The sequence below is a fragment of the Actinoplanes sp. NPDC049598 genome (assembly GCF_040675435.1).
GTDB lineage: Bacteria > Actinomycetota > Actinomycetes > Mycobacteriales > Micromonosporaceae > Actinoplanes.
The window spans coordinates 271,857-286,444 of sequence record NZ_JBFAOX010000013.1 but is presented as its reverse complement, the minus strand read 5'-3'; the positions used below and the strand labels follow the sequence as shown (position 1 = coordinate 286,444).

Below are 14,588 nucleotides of genomic sequence, written 5' to 3'. Positions count from 1 at the left end.
GCCGCGACGAGGCCCTTGTAGCCGAAGACCGGCTTGCGGCTGAAGACCGGGATGACCTCGGTGATGATGCCGAAGAACGGCAGCGCCACGATGTAGACCTCGGGGTGGCCGAAGAACCAGAACAGGTGCTGCCACAGCATCGGCCCACCGGTCTGGACGTCGTACACGTGCGCGTCGAGCACCCGGTCGGCGGCCAGGGCGAACAGCGCGGCGGCCAGGAACGGGAACACCATCACCACCAGCAGGCTGGTGACCAGGATGTTCCACGTCATGATGGGCATGCGGAACATGGTCATGCCGGGCGCGCGCAGGGTCAGGATCGTGGTGATCATGTTGACGCCGCCGAGGATGGTGCCGAGACCCGAGACGGCGAGGCCGACGACCCAGAGGTTGCCGCCGACGCCGGGGGAGTGCAGCGAGTCGCTCAGCGGCGTGTAGGCGAACCAGCCGAAGTCGGCCGCCCCGCCCGGCACCAGGAAGCCGGAGACGGCCATCGTGCCGCCGAACAGGAACAGCCAGTACGCGAACGCGTTGAGCCGCGGGAACGCCACGTCGGGGGCGCCGATCTGGATCGGGACCACGAAGTTGGCGAAGGCGAAGACGATCGGGGTGGCGAAGAACAGCAGCATCACCGTGCCGTGCATGGTGAACAGCTGGTTGTACTGCTCCGGGGACAGGATCTGCATGCCCGGGCGGGCCAGCTCGGCCCGCATGAGCAGCGCCATGAACCCGCCGATCATGAAGAACGCGAAGGCGGTGACGAGATACATGATCCCGATCTGCTTGGCGTCCGTGGTGCGCAGCACGCGGGCAAGGGCGGACCCCCGGACCGTGCGCCGGACCGGGTAGGGCCGGGTCACGATCGGCTTGGGGACGACGGACGTCATGGGGTCTTTCCTCCCTCAGGGCATCGATGCTTTGCTCAGCGTAGGACCGCCCACCCCCAGCGGTCCATCGGGATGGTGCATCGATGCTTGACGATCATGACCGTCGTGCCCTGGACGACCTCGAACGCCAGTTCACCCGGCCGTTCCCCACCGTGCTCGTGCTCTGCGCGGGCCTGTACATCTGCGCGCCGCTGGCGAAGCTGCTCTTCGGCTGGACCGGTCTGGAGATCGTGGCTGCGTCGTTCGTGATCGCGGTGGCGGCCGTGCTCATGCGCCGCCGGCGTGGTTAGCGGGCCTTCTCCAGGCTGTCCCGCAGGTGGGTGGCGCGCAGCGCGGCGTTGATGCCGAGCCAGCGGATCGGCTCGGGCTCCCACCGGCGCGAGCGGTGGCCGACCCAGGGCAGCGCGGTCAGGTCGCTCTCGGCGCCCCGGATCAGGTCGGCGAGCGTACGCCCGGCCAGGTTGGCCGCCGCGACCCCGTCCCCCACGTAGCCGCCGGCCCAGGCGACCCCGTCGGCCAGGCCGACCGAGGGCATCCAGTCACGGGGGATGCCGAGCGGGCCGCCCCAGCGCGCGGCGATCTCCGGCCGGACGCCGAACATCTGCTCCAAGGTGCCCCGCAGCGCGTCGAAGACGGCCGGCACCTGGTCGTAACCGGGCTCGATGCGCGAGCCGAAGTGGTACGGCGCGCCCCGCCCGCCGAACGCGAGCCGGTCGTCGGCCGTCCGCTGACCGTAGATGATCATGTGGCGCTCGTCGGTGAACGTCTCCCGGCGGCCCAGGCCGACCCGCGCCCAGAACGAGGCCGGCAGCGGCTCGGTGGCGATCATCAGGCTGTAGACGGGGGCGAGGGCGCGCCGGTGGCCGTCCAGCCGGGCGGTGTAACCCTCCAGCGCCCGCACGACCGTGCCGGCGGTGACGACGCCCTTGTCCGTGACGACGCGGCCGCGGGTCATGGAGCGTACAGTCGTGGCCTCAAAGATCTTGACCCCACGCCGCTCGACCGCCTCGGCCAGGCCGCGGACCAGGCGGGCCGGGTGCAGGGCGGCGCAGTCGGGACTGTAGACACCGCCGAGCACGCCCGTCGCGTTGCAGATCTTCCTCGCCTCGGCGGCGGGCAGGAAACCGGGCGCGTTGCGGGCCCGGCGGAACTGCGCCGGCGATCGTACGAGGGAGATCGTGCCGCCCTTGGCGTAGTGACAGTCGATGCCCTCCTCGGCGGCGGCGCGGCCCACCTCATCCACCGCACCGGCCAATGCAGAATGCATCGCGGCTGCCCGCTCCGCTCCGTACCGCCGGGCCAGCTTCTCCTCCGAGACCGGGAACAGGCCCGAGGCCCAGCCGCCGTTGCGGCCCGAGGCGCCGAAGCCGCAGTAGCGCGACTCGAGCACGGCGATCGACAGATCGGGCCGTTCGCGGGCCAGGTAGTACGCCGTCCACAAGCCGGTGTAGCCGCCGCCCACGATCGCCACGTCGACTGACGTATCGCCCGGCAGCGCTGGCCGGGGCTTGATCTCGTCGAGCGTGGACAACCAGAAGGACGGCGTCATCGAGTACCCCAGGCGTAGGTCTGTTTGGCCAGCTTCAAGTACATGAAGGTCTCGCACACGGCGACGCCCTCGATGGTGCGGACCTTCTCGTTGAGCAGGTCGAGCAGGTGCTCGTCGTCGGTGCAGACCAGCTCCACCAGCAGGTCGAACCCGCCGGCGCAGATCACCACGTAGTCGACCTCGGGGATGGCGGCGATCTCGTCGGCGATCGCGCGCAGATCGCCGTTGACCTTGAGCCCGACCATGGCCTGCCGGGCGAAGCCCAGGGTCAGCGGGTCGGTCACCGCCACGATCTGCATGAGACCGCCGTCGAGCAGGCGCTGCACCCGCTGGCGCACCGCCGCCTCGGACAACCCGATCGTCTTGGCCAGCGTCGCGTAGGACATCCGCCCGTCCCGCTGCAGGTGTTCGATGATCTGCTTGTTGATCTCGTCAAGAGCCAGCTCCGCCGTCACGCCGCGATTCTTCCCGCCCGGCCCGGGTTGGGCAATCGCGCTCATGGCTGACCCGTCATGGCTACGTTTATCGCAGAGTTGATCGCTCTTGACAAGCATTTCGCGTGCGAAGAGGCTTCCCCGATACGGTTTCAGTCTCCAGGGGGCTTCAGATGCGCATCCTGACCGTCGGCGCCGGGGGTGTCGGTTCCGCTGCGGCGGGCATCGCCGCCCGCCGCGACTTCTTCGACACGTTCGTCATCGCCGACTACGACCCGGCCCGTGCCCAGCGCGCCGCCTCTCTTGATGATCGTTTCGTCCCCGAGCGCCTCGACGCCTCCGACGCCACGGCGGTCGCCGACCTCTGCCGCCGGCACAACATCACTCACGTGCTCAACGCGGTCGACCCGCGCTTCGTCCTGCCGGTCTTCGAGGGCGTGCGCCGGGCCGGCGCCGACTATCTGGACATGGCGATGTCGCTGAGCCAGCCGGGTGGCGTGAAGCTGGGCGACGACCAGTTCGCCGCCGCCCCACTGTGGGAGGAGGAGGGCCGGCTCGCCCTGGTCGGCATCGGCGTCGAACCCGGTCTGTCCGACATCTTCGCCCGCTACGCCGCCGACCACCTGTTCTCCCGCATCGACGAGATCGGCATCCGCGACGGCTCCAACATCGTCGTCTCCGGCTACGACTTCGCCCCGTCGTTCTCCATCTGGACCACCATCGAGGAGTGCCTCAACCCGCCGGTCGTCTACGAACGCGGCCGCGGCTGGTACACGCTGCCCCCGTTCAGCGAGCCCGAGATCTTCGACTTCCCCGGCGGCATCGGCCCCGTCGAATGCGTCCACGTCGAACACGAGGAGGTCCTGCTCATCCCCCGCTGGGTGGACGCCGCCAAGGTCACCTTCAAGTACGGCCTGGGCAGCGAGTTCATCGCCGTCCTGAAAACACTGCACATGCTCGGCCTGGACCGCACCACCCCGGTCACCGTCGGCGGCGCCCAGGTCTCCCCCCGCGACGTGGTAGCCGCCGTCCTCCCCGACCCCGCCACCCTCGGCGACAAGATGACCGGCGTCACGTGCGCCGGCACCTGGGTCAAGGGCCTCGGCAAAACCGGCGCCCCCCGCGAGGTCTACCTGCACCACCTCGTCGACAACGAGTGGTCCATGCGCGAGTACAACGCCCAGGCCGTCGTCTGGCAGACCGCCGTCAACCCGGTGATCGCCCTGGAGCTCCTCGCCGCCGGCACCTGGTCCGGCAAGGGCGTCCTCGGCCCCGAGGCCTTCGACCCCCGGCCCTTCCTCGACCTCCTCAACGCCTATGGCTCACCCTGGGCGTTGCGGGAGCAGTAACCCCGGAGGTACGCCTCCTCGGCCGGCACCCGGAAGCCGGGGGCGGCCCAGGCCTCTGGTCACGGCCGTCAGGCCCCTTTCGCGTGGGGCGCGGGGTTGCGCTCTTTGAACCCGCCACAGTCGCGGCCCGGACCGAAGTGCGGTCCGGGCCGTCGGAACGGGGTCAGCCCAGGCTGTGCATGACGTGCTTGAGGCGGGTGTAGTCCTCCAGGCCGTAGACGGAGAGGTCCTTGCCGTGGCCGCTGTGCTTGAAGCCGCCGTGGGGCATCTCGGCGACCAGGGGGATGTGGCAGTTCACCCAGACGCAGCCGAAGTCGAGGCGCTGGGTCATGCGCATGGCCCGGCCGTGGTCCTTGGTCCAGACGGAGGAGGCCAGGCCGTACTCGACGCCGTTGGCCCAGGCGACGGCCTCGTCCTCGTCGGAGAACTGCTGGACGGTGATGACGGGGCCGAAGACCTCGTCCTGGATGATCTCGTCGGTCTGGCGGAGGCCGGAGACGACGGTGGGGGAGTAGAAGAAGCCGCGGTCGCCGACGCGGGCGCCGCCGGCGCTCAGGGTCGCGTGGTCGGGCAGGCGGTCGACGAAGCCGGAGACCCGGTCGAACTGGCGGGCGTTGTTCAGCGGGCCGTAGAGCACGTCCTCGTCGTCGGCGGCGCCGGTCTTCGTGCCCTTCGCGGCGTCGGCCAGCGCCGCCACGAAGTCGGAGTAGACGCGCGGGCCGGCCAGCACGCGGGTGGCGGCGGTGCAGTCCTGGCCGGCGTTGAAGTAGCCGGCCTCGGCGATCGCGGCCGCGGCGGCCTCGACGTCGGCGTCGTCGAAGACCACGACGGGGGCCTTGCCGCCCAGCTCGAGGTGGGTGCGCTTCAGGTCGGCGGAGGCGGCCGAGGCGACCTCCATGCCGGCCCGGACCGAACCGGTGATCGACACCATCTGCGGGGTCTTGTGGGTGACCAGCTCACGGCCGGTGTCCCGGTCGCCGACGACGACGTTGAAGGCGCCCTCGGGCAGGAACTCGGCGGCGATCTCGGCCAGCATGATCGACGTGACCGGGGTGGTGTCGGACGGCTTGAGCACGACCGTGTTGCCGGCTGCCAGCGCCGGGGCGATCTTCCAGACGGCCATCATGAGCGGGTAGTTCCACGGCGTGACCTGGGCGACCACGCCGATCGGCTCGCGCCGCACGTAGCTCTCGTAGCCGTTGAGGTACTGCCCGGCGGAACGCCCCTCGAGCAGGCGGGCGGCCCCGGCGAAGAAGCGGATCTGGTCGACCGCGGGCGGCAGCTCCTCGCTGGCGGTCAGCCCGAGCGGCTTGCCGGTGTTCTGCGACTCGGCCTTGACCAGCTCGCCGGCCCGCTGCTCGACCGCGTCGGCGAACCGCAGCAGGGCCCGCTGCCGCTCGCTGGGCGTGGTGTCGCGCCACGTCTCGAAGGCCTTGCCGGCGGCCTCCATCGCCTTGTCGACGTCGGCCCGGCCGGACACCGGGGCGGACGCGAACACCTCGCCGGTCGCCGGGTCGACGAGGTCTTCGTAACGGCCCTCGGCCGGCGCGGCCGAGGCGCCGCCGATGAAGTTGTGCAGCACGGTCTTGGCGGTCACACGGTCTCCAGACGCAGGATCTCCACTGTTCGGGTGCCATCTTCCCACTGATTCCGTTGCTGACAAGAGGTCCCGGCGACTCGTTCCGTGCGCGTCACCGGCCCCGCGCCACGAGAGATCGGGTAGACATGGGCGCGTGAAGATCGCGCGCGGGCTGCTGGCGGCTCTGGCTTTCGGGGCGCTGGCCGCCCTGATCAAGGGCGACCACGGCGGCGTCCGCGACACGATCGGGAACCTCAGCGCGCCGTGGCTCCTGGTCGCGTTCATCCCGGCGCTGATCGCGCGGTCCGTGCCGCGCGGGGCGGTGATCGGGCTGGCCGCGACCCTGGCCGCGCTGCTCGGCTTCTACGTGGCTGTGACGGTCACGCTGGACGATCAGATGCCGGGCCTGCGCGAGCACCTGCTTCATGTGCTGCGCCTCAACCGCCGCTGGATCTACTCCGGACTGCTCAGCGGCCCGGTGATGGGCGCCCTCGGCGCCTGGCTCGGCCGCGGCGTTCTTGTTCCGGTCGCCGGGCTGCTGCTGCTTCTGGAACCGATCGTCATCGTCTCGGCGCGGATCGTTCCCGGCTGGCGTTCGGTGATCCACTGGACGCTGGACCCGGTCCCGTACGTGGTCGAAGCCGTCCTCGGGGTGTTGATCCTCATTCTTGTCTGGCGCAGCAGGCGTCCTGACATGCTTTGGTGGCGGCGGACGGAGCGCAGCACGAGTCCCCGCGCCAGGCCTCCCGGCCTTCCTTGACGGCGACGGCGGCGATGACCAGGGCCGCCACCGGGTCGGCCGAGGGCCAGCCGAGCAGCGAGTTCAGGGCCAGGCCCAGGAGCAGGACCCCGGAGAGGTACGTGCACAGCAGGGTCTGCTTGGAGTCGGCGACCACGCTTCGTGACCCGAGCTCCCGCCCGGCCCGGCGCTGCGCGTACGACAGCCCGGGCATGACGACCAGCGACACCGCGGCCAGGACGATGCCCACCGTGGAGTGCCCGGCCTCGTGCCCGGTGACCAGCGCGCGCACCGATTCGGCCGTCACGTAGGCGGCCAGCGCGAAGAACGACACCGCGATGACCCGCAGCGCCCTTTTCTCCCGCGCCGCCGGGTCCCGCCCGCTGAACTGCCACGCGATCGCGGCCGCCGACGACACCTCGATGACCGAGTCGAGCCCGAAACCGATCAGCGCCGTCGACCCGGCCACCGTCCCGGCCCCGATGGCCACCACCGCCTCGACCACGTTGTAGCCGATCGTCGCCCCGACCAGCAGCCGGACCCGCCGGGTCAGGGTGGCCTGCCGGCGGGGCGGGTGCAGCGAGATCTCCATCAGCAGCAGCCCTTCCCGGCGGCGTCGGGGCAGACGGCCGGGTCGACGGCCAGCACCAGCCCGAGCAGGTCGGCCAGCGCGTGCGCGATCCGCGGCTCGGCCAGCTCGTAGCGGACGCGCCGGCCCTCGGGCACGGCCACCACGAGGCCGCAGCCGCGCAGACAGGTCAGATGATTGGAGAGGTTCTGCCGGGTCACGCCCAGCGCGTCGGCCAGCTCGGCCGGATAGCCCGGCGCCTCCCGCAGCGCCAACAGCAGCCGCGCCCGCGTCGGATCGGACAGCGCATGCCCGAAGCGCGACAGCGCCTGCCCGTGAGTCAGGGTCTGTCCGTGGGTCGCGGTCCGGCCATCCGTCGCGGTCTGGCCGGGCGGCGGAGTCGAGCCGGAAGTCACTGTCTGCACAACCCGATGATACAGCGGACGCTGTACTAAGCCTAGTCGTGAGGATGGCCAGGGTGTACGGCCGTCCCGAAGGTCGGCGCCGTGGTGACGCACCAGCGCCGCGGGAGGACCGCGGCGCTGGTGCCGAGCGGGGTGCTGCTGGTGCCGGCGGCCTTCGTGGCCTGGGGGCGCTTCGGGCCGTACGGCTTCTAGCTGAACTGCGGCACGAGCTCCTCGCCCAGGCGCAGCAGCGGGTCGTGGTCGTAGGCGACGCGCGGGATGTAGAACAGGACGTAGTCGGCGCCGGCCTCGACCAGCCGCTCCACGTGGGCGGCGGTGTCCTTGGTGGACTGGTTGAGGTCGAGCTCGATCGTCGTCGACTTGCGGATCCGGTCGTAATCGCGGCCCAGGCGATCGCAGTGGGCCCGCAGCACGCCGAGCTTGTGCTTGACCAGCTCGGGGTCGCCGCCGCCGACGTTGCAGCCGTCGGCGTACTGCGCGACCAGCTTGAGGGTGACCTTCTCGCCGCCGCCGCCCAGCCAGAACTGCGGCTTGCGGCGGGGCTGGTTGATCGGGCCGTCGACCGAGAAGTGCTTGCCCTGGTAGACCGGGCGGTCCTCGGTCCACATCTTGTTGATGATCTCGACGGCCTCGCGGAACTCGGCCATCCGGGTCGGGATGTCCTCCCAGGTGTAGCCGTACGCCTTCCACTCGTGCTCGTACCACCCGGCGCCCAGCCCGGCGTAGAGGCGGCCCTTGCTGGCCACGTCCACGGTCGAGGCGATCTTGGCGTAGAGCGAGGGCTGGCGGTAGCCGTTGCAGCCGACCATCTGCCCGATGTTGACCCGGCTCGTGTCGCGGGCCAGCGTCGAGGTCGCCGTCCAGCACTCGAAGGTCGTGTTCAAGGTCGGCTCGGGCACGGTGTGGAAGTGGTCGTACAGCCAGATCGAGTCCCACGGCCCGGCGTCGGCCACCCGCGCCACCGCGGTCATCGCCTCGTACTGCTCCTCCGGGTCGGCGATCTCGACCAGGTCCATCTTCCAGCCCTGCGGGACGAAAACCCCGAAATTCACGCTCATGAACAGACCCTAGCCCGGACCGGTTAGCCTCTCTGCCGGACGAGACGGAATGTACGGGGGAGCGGCCGATGTACTACGTGAGCTTCGGCGCCGTCCGGCGGCGGTCCGGGCAGGCCCTGCTCGTGCTGCTCCTGGCCGCCCTGGCGGCGACCGCCGCCTCGGCCGCGGCCTGGTACGGCCTGACCGTCTCGTCGCGGGCGGCCGACACCGACGTCCGCAACGCGCCCGCGGGTCAGCACGTGATCCTGTCGCACGGGCCGGGCAGGGTGGCCAACGATCCGCGGGGCGCGCTCGACTCCTTCGCGGCGACCGTGGACGGGCTGCTCAAGCTGCCGGACGCCAAACCCGTGCTCGGGCTGGCCGCCGACATGACGTACATCTACCGTGGTCAGCCCGGCGCCGCGTCGGGGATGCCGGCCGCCTACCGGGACGGCTTCTGCGACAACGTGCGGCTCACCGGCGCCTGCCCGGCCGCGGCGAACGACGCGGCCATCAGCGCCGACGCCGCCGCCAAGCTCAGGCTGAAGCCGGGCGACACGTTCGACGCGCGTGCGGTCGCCTCGGTGACGCCCATGCGGTTCCGGGTCAGCGGCGTCTACCAGGCCGAGGACCCGAACGGCCCGTACTGGGCGGACAAGCTGTTCAAGTCGCAGGGCTCGCTCGACCCGTTCTTCACCCCGCTCGACACCTTCCGCGCGCCGCAGCTCGACACCGCGATCCGGGCCTGGGGCGTCGACGTGCCGGCCCCGCTGCTGCGCGGCGACGGCGGCTACGATCTCAACGGCGTGGTCACCGCGGCCCGGCCCGGTTTCGCCGCGGCCCAGCTCGACCTGGACGCGCCGGTCGGCGAGCTGGTCGACCAGGTGCGCGGCTCGCGGATCGCGGTGGCCGAGGGCGTGCTGATCGCGGCCGGCCAGACGCTGCTGCTGGCCTGGTTCGCGCTCGGGCTGGCCGGCCGCTTCACCGGGCGCGACCGCCGCTCGGACGCCGGCCTGCTCCTGCTGCGCGGCACCACCCGCGGCGGCGTGCTGCGGCTCGCGGCCGGTCAGCATCTGCTGCCGCTGGCCGGTGGGGCGCTGATCGGCTGGCTGGCCGGTCCGCTGATCGCGTGGCCGTTCGCGGGCGGTTGGCCGGTGCGGGTCGAGCTCTGGCCGGCCGCGCTCCTGGCGCTGGCCGCCGTGCTGGCGGCGACCCTGATCGGGCTGGCCGTGCTGACCGGGGTGGACGCCGTCGCCACGCGGGCGCCGGTGGTGGCCCTGCTGCGCCGAGTGCCGTCGCACCGGCACGACTGGCGGTCCGGCGTCGTCGACGTGGCGCTGGTCGCGCTGGCCGTGGGCGCGGTCTACCAGGCGCGTACGGGTGGCGCCGGCCTCGGGGCGGTGGCGCCGGCCATGGCCGCCCTCGCGGTCGGGCTGCTGCTGGCCCGGTTGTTGCGGCTGGTGGCCGACCGGGTGGGCGCGGTGGCGCTGCGGGCCGGGCGGATCCGGCTCGGGCTGACCGCGGTGCAGATGTCGCGCCAGCCGGGCACCGACCGGGTGTTCGCCCTGGCCGTGGTGGCGATCGCGATGGTCGGGCTGACCGCCGGGGTCTTCTCGGCCGGCCGCGCCGAGCGGGCCGATCGCGCGGGCCAGGAGCTCGGCGCCGCCCGGGTCCTCACCGTCACGGCCAAGACCAGGACCCAATTGCTGTACGCCGTCCGTCAGGCCGACCCGTCGGGGCGTTACGCGATGGCGGCCGTGATCGACACGACGAGCACGCCACCCGTGCTGGCGGTGGATTCCGGGCGTTACAAAGCGCTCACCGGCAAGCCGTACGTCGCCGGGACGTCGCCGGAGTGGCCCCTCATCACCGGATCGTCGCTGACCGTGCGGGTCGACAGCGAACGGCGGACGACCACGCTGCTCGGGGCGGTCCTCCAGGAGGAGGCGACCGGGCAGGGCGTGCAGGTCGAGTTCCGCGGCATCCGCCCCGGCGCGCAGAGCGTGACCGCCGCCGTGCCGCGCTGCGCCACCGCGCCCGGCTGCCGCCTGGTCAGCTTCCAGCTCTACACCCCGGCCGGCTCCGACGACGGCGCGCTGACCATCCGCGGGCTCAGCGCCGGCGCCACCACCGTGCTCAGCGGCGCCCAGCTCGGCGACGTGAGCCGCTGGCGGCCCGACTTCACCGGGGCCGCCCTGCGCGTCAGAGCGGCCGCCGACGGCCTGCGGCTCGCCGTCGGGCCGTCCGACGAGGCCGGCACCTCCGTGTACGCCGTGGACACCCCGCTGCCGCTGCCGATCGAGCTGGCCGGGCCGCGGCCGAACTCCTGGCGGTTCGCCGACTCCTCCCTGGACCGCTTCGGCGACCCGGCCACGCCCGTCCGCGTCGTGGCCACCCCCGATGTGCTGCCCGTGCTGGGCCGGGCCGGTGTGCTGACCGACCTCGACGCGGCCCGCCGCCTGTCCGGCGCGGCCGATCAGGGCGGCACGTTCCAGGTCTGGCTCGCCGAGGACGCGCCCGCGGCCGTGGTCGAGGCGATCGGCCTGCCGGTGCTCGCCGACCGCACCGCGGCCGGCCGGGCCGAACAACTCGGGGCCGAGGACAAGGTCGTCACCGCGCCGTTCAGCCTGTTCACCGTCGCCGTGGCCCTGCTCGTGGCGGGCACGCTGGTCGCGATCGCGGCGTCGGTCGACCGCGAGGCCCAGCTCGAGCAGTTCCGGGCCCTGCGCGCGCAGGGCCTGTCCCGGGCCACCGCGCTGGCCAGCGGCTACGCCGGGCAGGCGGCGCTGGTGGTGGCCGCGCTGGCCGGCGGGGTCGTGGCCGCGCTGATCGCCCGGCCGGTGGCCGGCGTGACGGCGCCGGAGTTCGCCGACGGCTGGCGGGTCATCCCGCCCCCGGGCGCGCTCGGACCCGTACCGCTGGGTCTGGCTGCCCTGGCCGGTCTGGCCGTTCTCGGCGTGACCGCCTGGCTGTCGTCGCGCCGCCTGCGGGGAGGCCTGAAATGATCGCGCTGGTCCTCGCCATGGTCTGGAACCGCCGCGGCCAGGCCCTCGTCATCGCGTTGCTGTCGCTGTTCGGCGTGACCGCCGCCGTCGCCGCCCCGGCCTACCTGCGCGCGGCCGACCGGGCCGTCGCCGTCGGCCAGGTCGAGACCTCGGTCCCGGCCGAGCGGGCGATCGAGCTGCGCACCCAGCGCCTCGACCACCGCCAGGACCAGCCCGGGGCCGAGCCGCGCGACGTCGACCTTTCCAGCGCCGGCACCGGCGAGGCGCTCACTGCGCTGCCCGGCTTCGAGTACGTCTACTCGGCCGAGTACGCCACTGTCGGCCTGGAGCCGGAGAACACGAACCGCACCCGGTTCGTGCACCGCCAGAACGTCTGCGCGCATCTCACGATGACCGCCGGGCGCTGCGCCTACGCCTCGGGCGACGTGGTCCTCGGCGCCGAGACCGGCCGCCGCCTGGGGGTGCAACCGGGCGACACCGTCTCGCTGGCCTTCGCCCTGCGCCCGCTGGGCGACCCCGAATACTATGCGGCCGGCAAGCCCAAGCAGTTCCTGGTCGCCGGCCTCTACCGCGCCACCGACCCGGCCGACGTCTTCTGGGGCGAGCACAACTACTTCGGCGCCGACAGCGGCAACCGTCCCGGCGAGCCCGCGTTCGTGACCGCCGCCTCGCTGACCACCATGGACCACGGCGCCATGGAGACCGGCGTCGACGGGTACGCCGGCCCGGGCGCCCTCGCCGTCGACCGGCTGCCGGCCCTGCGCGGCGACCTCGATCAGTTGCAGGCCGCCGTCTCGGACATCGGGACCGGCGTCGAGTTCCGCTCCGGCCTGTCCGGCCTGCTGACCCGGATCGACGAGGGCCGCCGGGCCGCCCACCGCATCGTGCCGGTCCTGGCCGTGGCCCTGGTGCTGCTGGCCTGCCTCACCATCTTCCTGGCCGTCGGCTACGGCACCGAGGGCCGCCGCCCCGAGCTGGCCGTGGTCGCCCTGCGCGGCGCCCGCTGGGGCCAGCGCTGGTGGCTGGCCACCGGCGAGAACATCATCGCCATCCTGGCCGGCGCCGTGGCCGGCTGCGTCGCCGGTCAGCTGCTGGTCAACGTGTTCACCGCGTGGCGGTTCCCCGGGGTGGGCGCCGACGCCGGGCTCAGCTCGCTGCGCTGGGCCCCGGTCGCGGCCGCGGCGGCCCTGCTGACCGCGCTGCTGGCCGAGCGCCGCCAGATCGCCACCCCGGTGGCCGAGCTGCTGCGCCGCGCCCCGGCCGTCCGGGGCAGCGCCCGCGCCGTCGCCGCCGAGGCCGTCGTGGTGCTGCTGGCCGCGGTGGCCACCGTGCAGCTCTCGGCCGGCCTGCTCGGCGTGGGCACGTTCGCCACCTCGCTCATTGTCATCGCGGCCGCCCTGGTCGTCGCCCGCTTGCTGCTGCCGTGGGCGACCGCCCTCGGCCGGCGCGCGCTGCGCGGGGGACGGCTCGGGCCCGCCCTGGCCGGTTTCCAGCTCTCCCGCCGGCCCGGCGCGGCCCGCCTCTTCGCCCTGCTCACGGCGGCGGTCGCGGTCGTCGGGTACGCCTCGGCGGCGGTCGACGTGGCCGCCCGCGGCCGAACCGTGCAGTCCGAGGTGGGCACCGGAGCCACCCGGGTGCTGTCCCTGGCCGCCACCGGCCGGCAGAACGTGCTCACCGCCGTCCGCGCCGTCGACCCGCACGGCGCGTACGCCATGGCCGCCGTGCGGCTCTCCGCCTCCTCCGGCCAGCCCGCGCTGATCGCCGCCGACACCACCCGCCTGTCCGCGGTGGCTCTCGGCCCGGCCTTCGACGCCGGGGCGCTGCGGCCCGCCGCCGCCCCGCCGGTGACCCTCAAGGGGGCGGAGGTCGCCTTCGACATCACCGCCTCCGGCTTCGCCGAGAGCAAGACGGCCGACCTCACCGCGGTCCTGTCACCCTTGGCGGGCGGCAACGACGAGATCGTGCCGTACGGCGTGGTGAAGAACGGCCGCCACACGTACGCCCAGACGGTCCGCACCTGCGCGCAAGGATGCACCCTGAACTCACTGCGGCTCTCCGGCCCGCAGGGCACCCTGGACGTCGCCGGCCGGCTCGTCGTCCACAACCTCAGGACGGCCGACTGGCGGGCCACCGAAGGCGGCACCGCGGCCGCCTCCGCCGACGGCCTGAAGATCGACGTGACCTCGCTCAACGGCCTCGCCCAGGGCATGTTCGTCCAGCCGGCCGACACGCCCTGGCCGCTGCCCGCGATCACCGCCGGGGTGACCGCCCTCCGCAGCATCAACGGCCTGGACGCCCGCGAGGTCCCGGTGACCGTCGCCCAGTCGCTGCCGGTCATCCCCGGCGGCGGCGCCCCCGCCGTCCTGGTCGACCTCGATTACGCCGACCGCCTGGCCACCGACGGCGCCCAGACCAGCGGCGCCCAGGTCTGGCTCAACGACAAGGCCCCGGCCGACGTGGTCACCCGCCTCGAATCCCACGGCCTGATCATCACCGGCGACGAGAAGGCGACCCAGGTCCGCGCCCGCCTCGACAACCAGGGCCCGGCCATCGCCCTCTGGTTCTACGTCATCGTCGCCGTCCTGGCCACGGCCCTGGCCGCCGGGGCCCTGATCCTGTCCGCCTCGGTCGACCGCGCCCGCCGCGTCGAGGACCTGTCGGCGTTGCGTGCTCAGGGCCTGACCCGCCGCGCCCTGCGCCAGGCCACCCTGTGGACCTACCCGGTGCTGGTCGCCGTCGCGGTCGCCGCCGGCATGGCCATCGCGGCCCTCGGTTGGTGGCTGACCGGCTGGGCCCTGCCGCTGGCCGGCCTCTCCCCGTCGGTGGTTCCCGTGCCGACCTGGCCCGACCCCCTCGTCGTGGCCGCCACAGCCGTGGCCACCGCCGCCGTCCTGGCCGGGGTCGCGCTCGCCGCCGGACGCCGCACCCTGCGCGAGATTCGCTGACCAATCGGTGCTACGTCACAGCGCTAGCGTTGATTCGGATGCCGTGTTACGGTCTGGATATCGGCGAAATG

Annotated in this window: 12 protein-coding genes; 5 read left to right on the top strand and 7 right to left on the bottom strand. The window is 72.9% G+C overall.

What is annotated here, in order from left to right:
* A partial coding sequence (locus tag AB0J66_RS29080; protein ID WP_364667066.1) for a cbb3-type cytochrome c oxidase subunit I occupies positions 1–887 on the bottom strand: 887 nt, incomplete at its 3' end.
* Between the two features lie 83 nt (positions 888–970).
* On the opposite strand from AB0J66_RS29080, the gene AB0J66_RS29075 reads away from it, so the two are divergent.
* Positions 971–1,177, top strand: a complete 207-nt coding sequence (locus AB0J66_RS29075; protein ID WP_364667063.1) for a DUF3040 domain-containing protein — start codon at positions 971–973, stop codon at positions 1,175–1,177.
* Here AB0J66_RS29075 and AB0J66_RS29070 read toward each other — a convergent pair.
* Positions 1,174–2,436, bottom strand: coding sequence for an FAD-binding oxidoreductase (locus tag AB0J66_RS29070; RefSeq protein ID WP_364667061.1), 1,263 nt, complete (start codon positions 2,434–2,436; stop codon positions 1,174–1,176). The two genes, AB0J66_RS29075 and AB0J66_RS29070, sit on opposite strands and share 4 nt — an antisense overlap.
* Positions 2,433–2,891: an Lrp/AsnC family transcriptional regulator gene (locus AB0J66_RS29065; protein WP_364667059.1), complete on the bottom strand. Its 459-nt coding sequence runs from the start codon at positions 2,889–2,891 to the stop codon at positions 2,433–2,435. Before AB0J66_RS29065 ends, AB0J66_RS29070 begins: the two co-directional genes overlap by 4 nt.
* Positions 2,892–3,043: 152 nt before the next feature.
* On the opposite strand from AB0J66_RS29065, the gene AB0J66_RS29060 reads away from it, so the two are divergent.
* Positions 3,044–4,219: a saccharopine dehydrogenase C-terminal domain-containing protein gene (locus AB0J66_RS29060; RefSeq protein ID WP_364667057.1), complete on the top strand. Its 1,176-nt coding sequence runs from the start codon at positions 3,044–3,046 to the stop codon at positions 4,217–4,219.
* A gap of 163 nt (positions 4,220–4,382) precedes the next feature.
* On the opposite strand, the gene AB0J66_RS29055 is transcribed toward AB0J66_RS29060, so the two are convergent.
* Positions 4,383–5,816: a gamma-aminobutyraldehyde dehydrogenase gene (locus AB0J66_RS29055; protein ID WP_364667054.1), complete on the bottom strand. Its 1,434-nt coding sequence runs from the start codon at positions 5,814–5,816 to the stop codon at positions 4,383–4,385.
* A gap of 136 nt (positions 5,817–5,952) precedes the next feature.
* Here AB0J66_RS29055 and AB0J66_RS29050 point away from each other — a divergent pair, with 136 nt between their 5' ends.
* Entirely contained in the window at positions 5,953–6,558 is a 606-nt protein-coding gene (locus AB0J66_RS29050; protein WP_364667051.1) for a DUF6518 family protein, read from the top strand.
* On the opposite strand, the gene AB0J66_RS29045 is transcribed toward AB0J66_RS29050, so the two are convergent.
* The 3 genes from AB0J66_RS29045 to AB0J66_RS29035 all read right to left on the bottom strand — a co-directional run bounded on the left by AB0J66_RS29045 (position 6,461) and on the right by AB0J66_RS29035 (position 8,588).
* Positions 6,461–7,129 (bottom strand): cation transporter, encoded by a 669-nt coding sequence (locus AB0J66_RS29045; protein WP_364667048.1) that lies wholly within the window; start codon positions 7,127–7,129, stop codon positions 6,461–6,463. The two genes, AB0J66_RS29050 and AB0J66_RS29045, sit on opposite strands and share 98 nt — an antisense overlap.
* Positions 7,129–7,449: a metalloregulator ArsR/SmtB family transcription factor gene (locus tag AB0J66_RS29040; protein WP_364667096.1), complete on the bottom strand. Its 321-nt coding sequence runs from the start codon at positions 7,447–7,449 to the stop codon at positions 7,129–7,131. Before AB0J66_RS29040 ends, AB0J66_RS29045 begins: the two co-directional genes overlap by 1 nt.
* A gap of 269 nt (positions 7,450–7,718) precedes the next feature.
* Complete coding sequence (locus AB0J66_RS29035) at positions 7,719–8,588, bottom strand: LLM class F420-dependent oxidoreductase (RefSeq protein WP_364667046.1); 870 nt, start codon at positions 8,586–8,588, stop codon at positions 7,719–7,721.
* A 68-nt stretch (positions 8,589–8,656) separates the two neighbouring features.
* Here AB0J66_RS29035 and AB0J66_RS29030 point away from each other — a divergent pair, with 68 nt between their 5' ends.
* Both AB0J66_RS29030 and AB0J66_RS29025 read left to right on the top strand, forming a co-directional pair.
* Positions 8,657–11,572, top strand: coding sequence for an FtsX-like permease family protein (locus tag AB0J66_RS29030; RefSeq protein ID WP_364667043.1), 2,916 nt, complete (start codon positions 8,657–8,659; stop codon positions 11,570–11,572).
* Positions 11,569–14,517 carry an FtsX-like permease family protein gene (locus tag AB0J66_RS29025; RefSeq protein WP_364667040.1) on the top strand — a complete coding sequence of 983 codons (2,949 nt, stop codon included), beginning with the start codon at positions 11,569–11,571 and terminating at the stop codon, positions 14,515–14,517. The genes AB0J66_RS29030 and AB0J66_RS29025 overlap by 4 nt, the downstream gene beginning before the upstream one ends.
* Positions 14,518–14,588 lie beyond the last annotated feature (71 nt).

Excerpts from the sequence above, each read along its gene's own strand:
- AB0J66_RS29075 (WP_364667063.1), top strand. The coding sequence starts at position 971 with ATGCTTGACGATCATGACCGTCGTGCCCTGGACGACCTCGAACGCCAG.
- AB0J66_RS29070 (WP_364667061.1), bottom strand. The coding sequence starts at position 2,436 with ATGACGCCGTCCTTCTGGTTGTCCACGCTCGACGAGATCAAGCCCCGG.
- AB0J66_RS29060 (WP_364667057.1), top strand. The coding sequence starts at position 3,044 with ATGCGCATCCTGACCGTCGGCGCCGGGGGTGTCGGTTCCGCTGCGGCG.
- AB0J66_RS29045 (WP_364667048.1), bottom strand. The coding sequence starts at position 7,129 with ATGGAGATCTCGCTGCACCCGCCCCGCCGGCAGGCCACCCTGACCCGG.
- AB0J66_RS29035 (WP_364667046.1), bottom strand. The coding sequence starts at position 8,588 with ATGAGCGTGAATTTCGGGGTTTTCGTCCCGCAGGGCTGGAAGATGGAC.
- AB0J66_RS29030 (WP_364667043.1), top strand. The coding sequence starts at position 8,657 with ATGTACTACGTGAGCTTCGGCGCCGTCCGGCGGCGGTCCGGGCAGGCC.
- AB0J66_RS29025 (WP_364667040.1), top strand. The coding sequence starts at position 11,569 with ATGATCGCGCTGGTCCTCGCCATGGTCTGGAACCGCCGCGGCCAGGCC.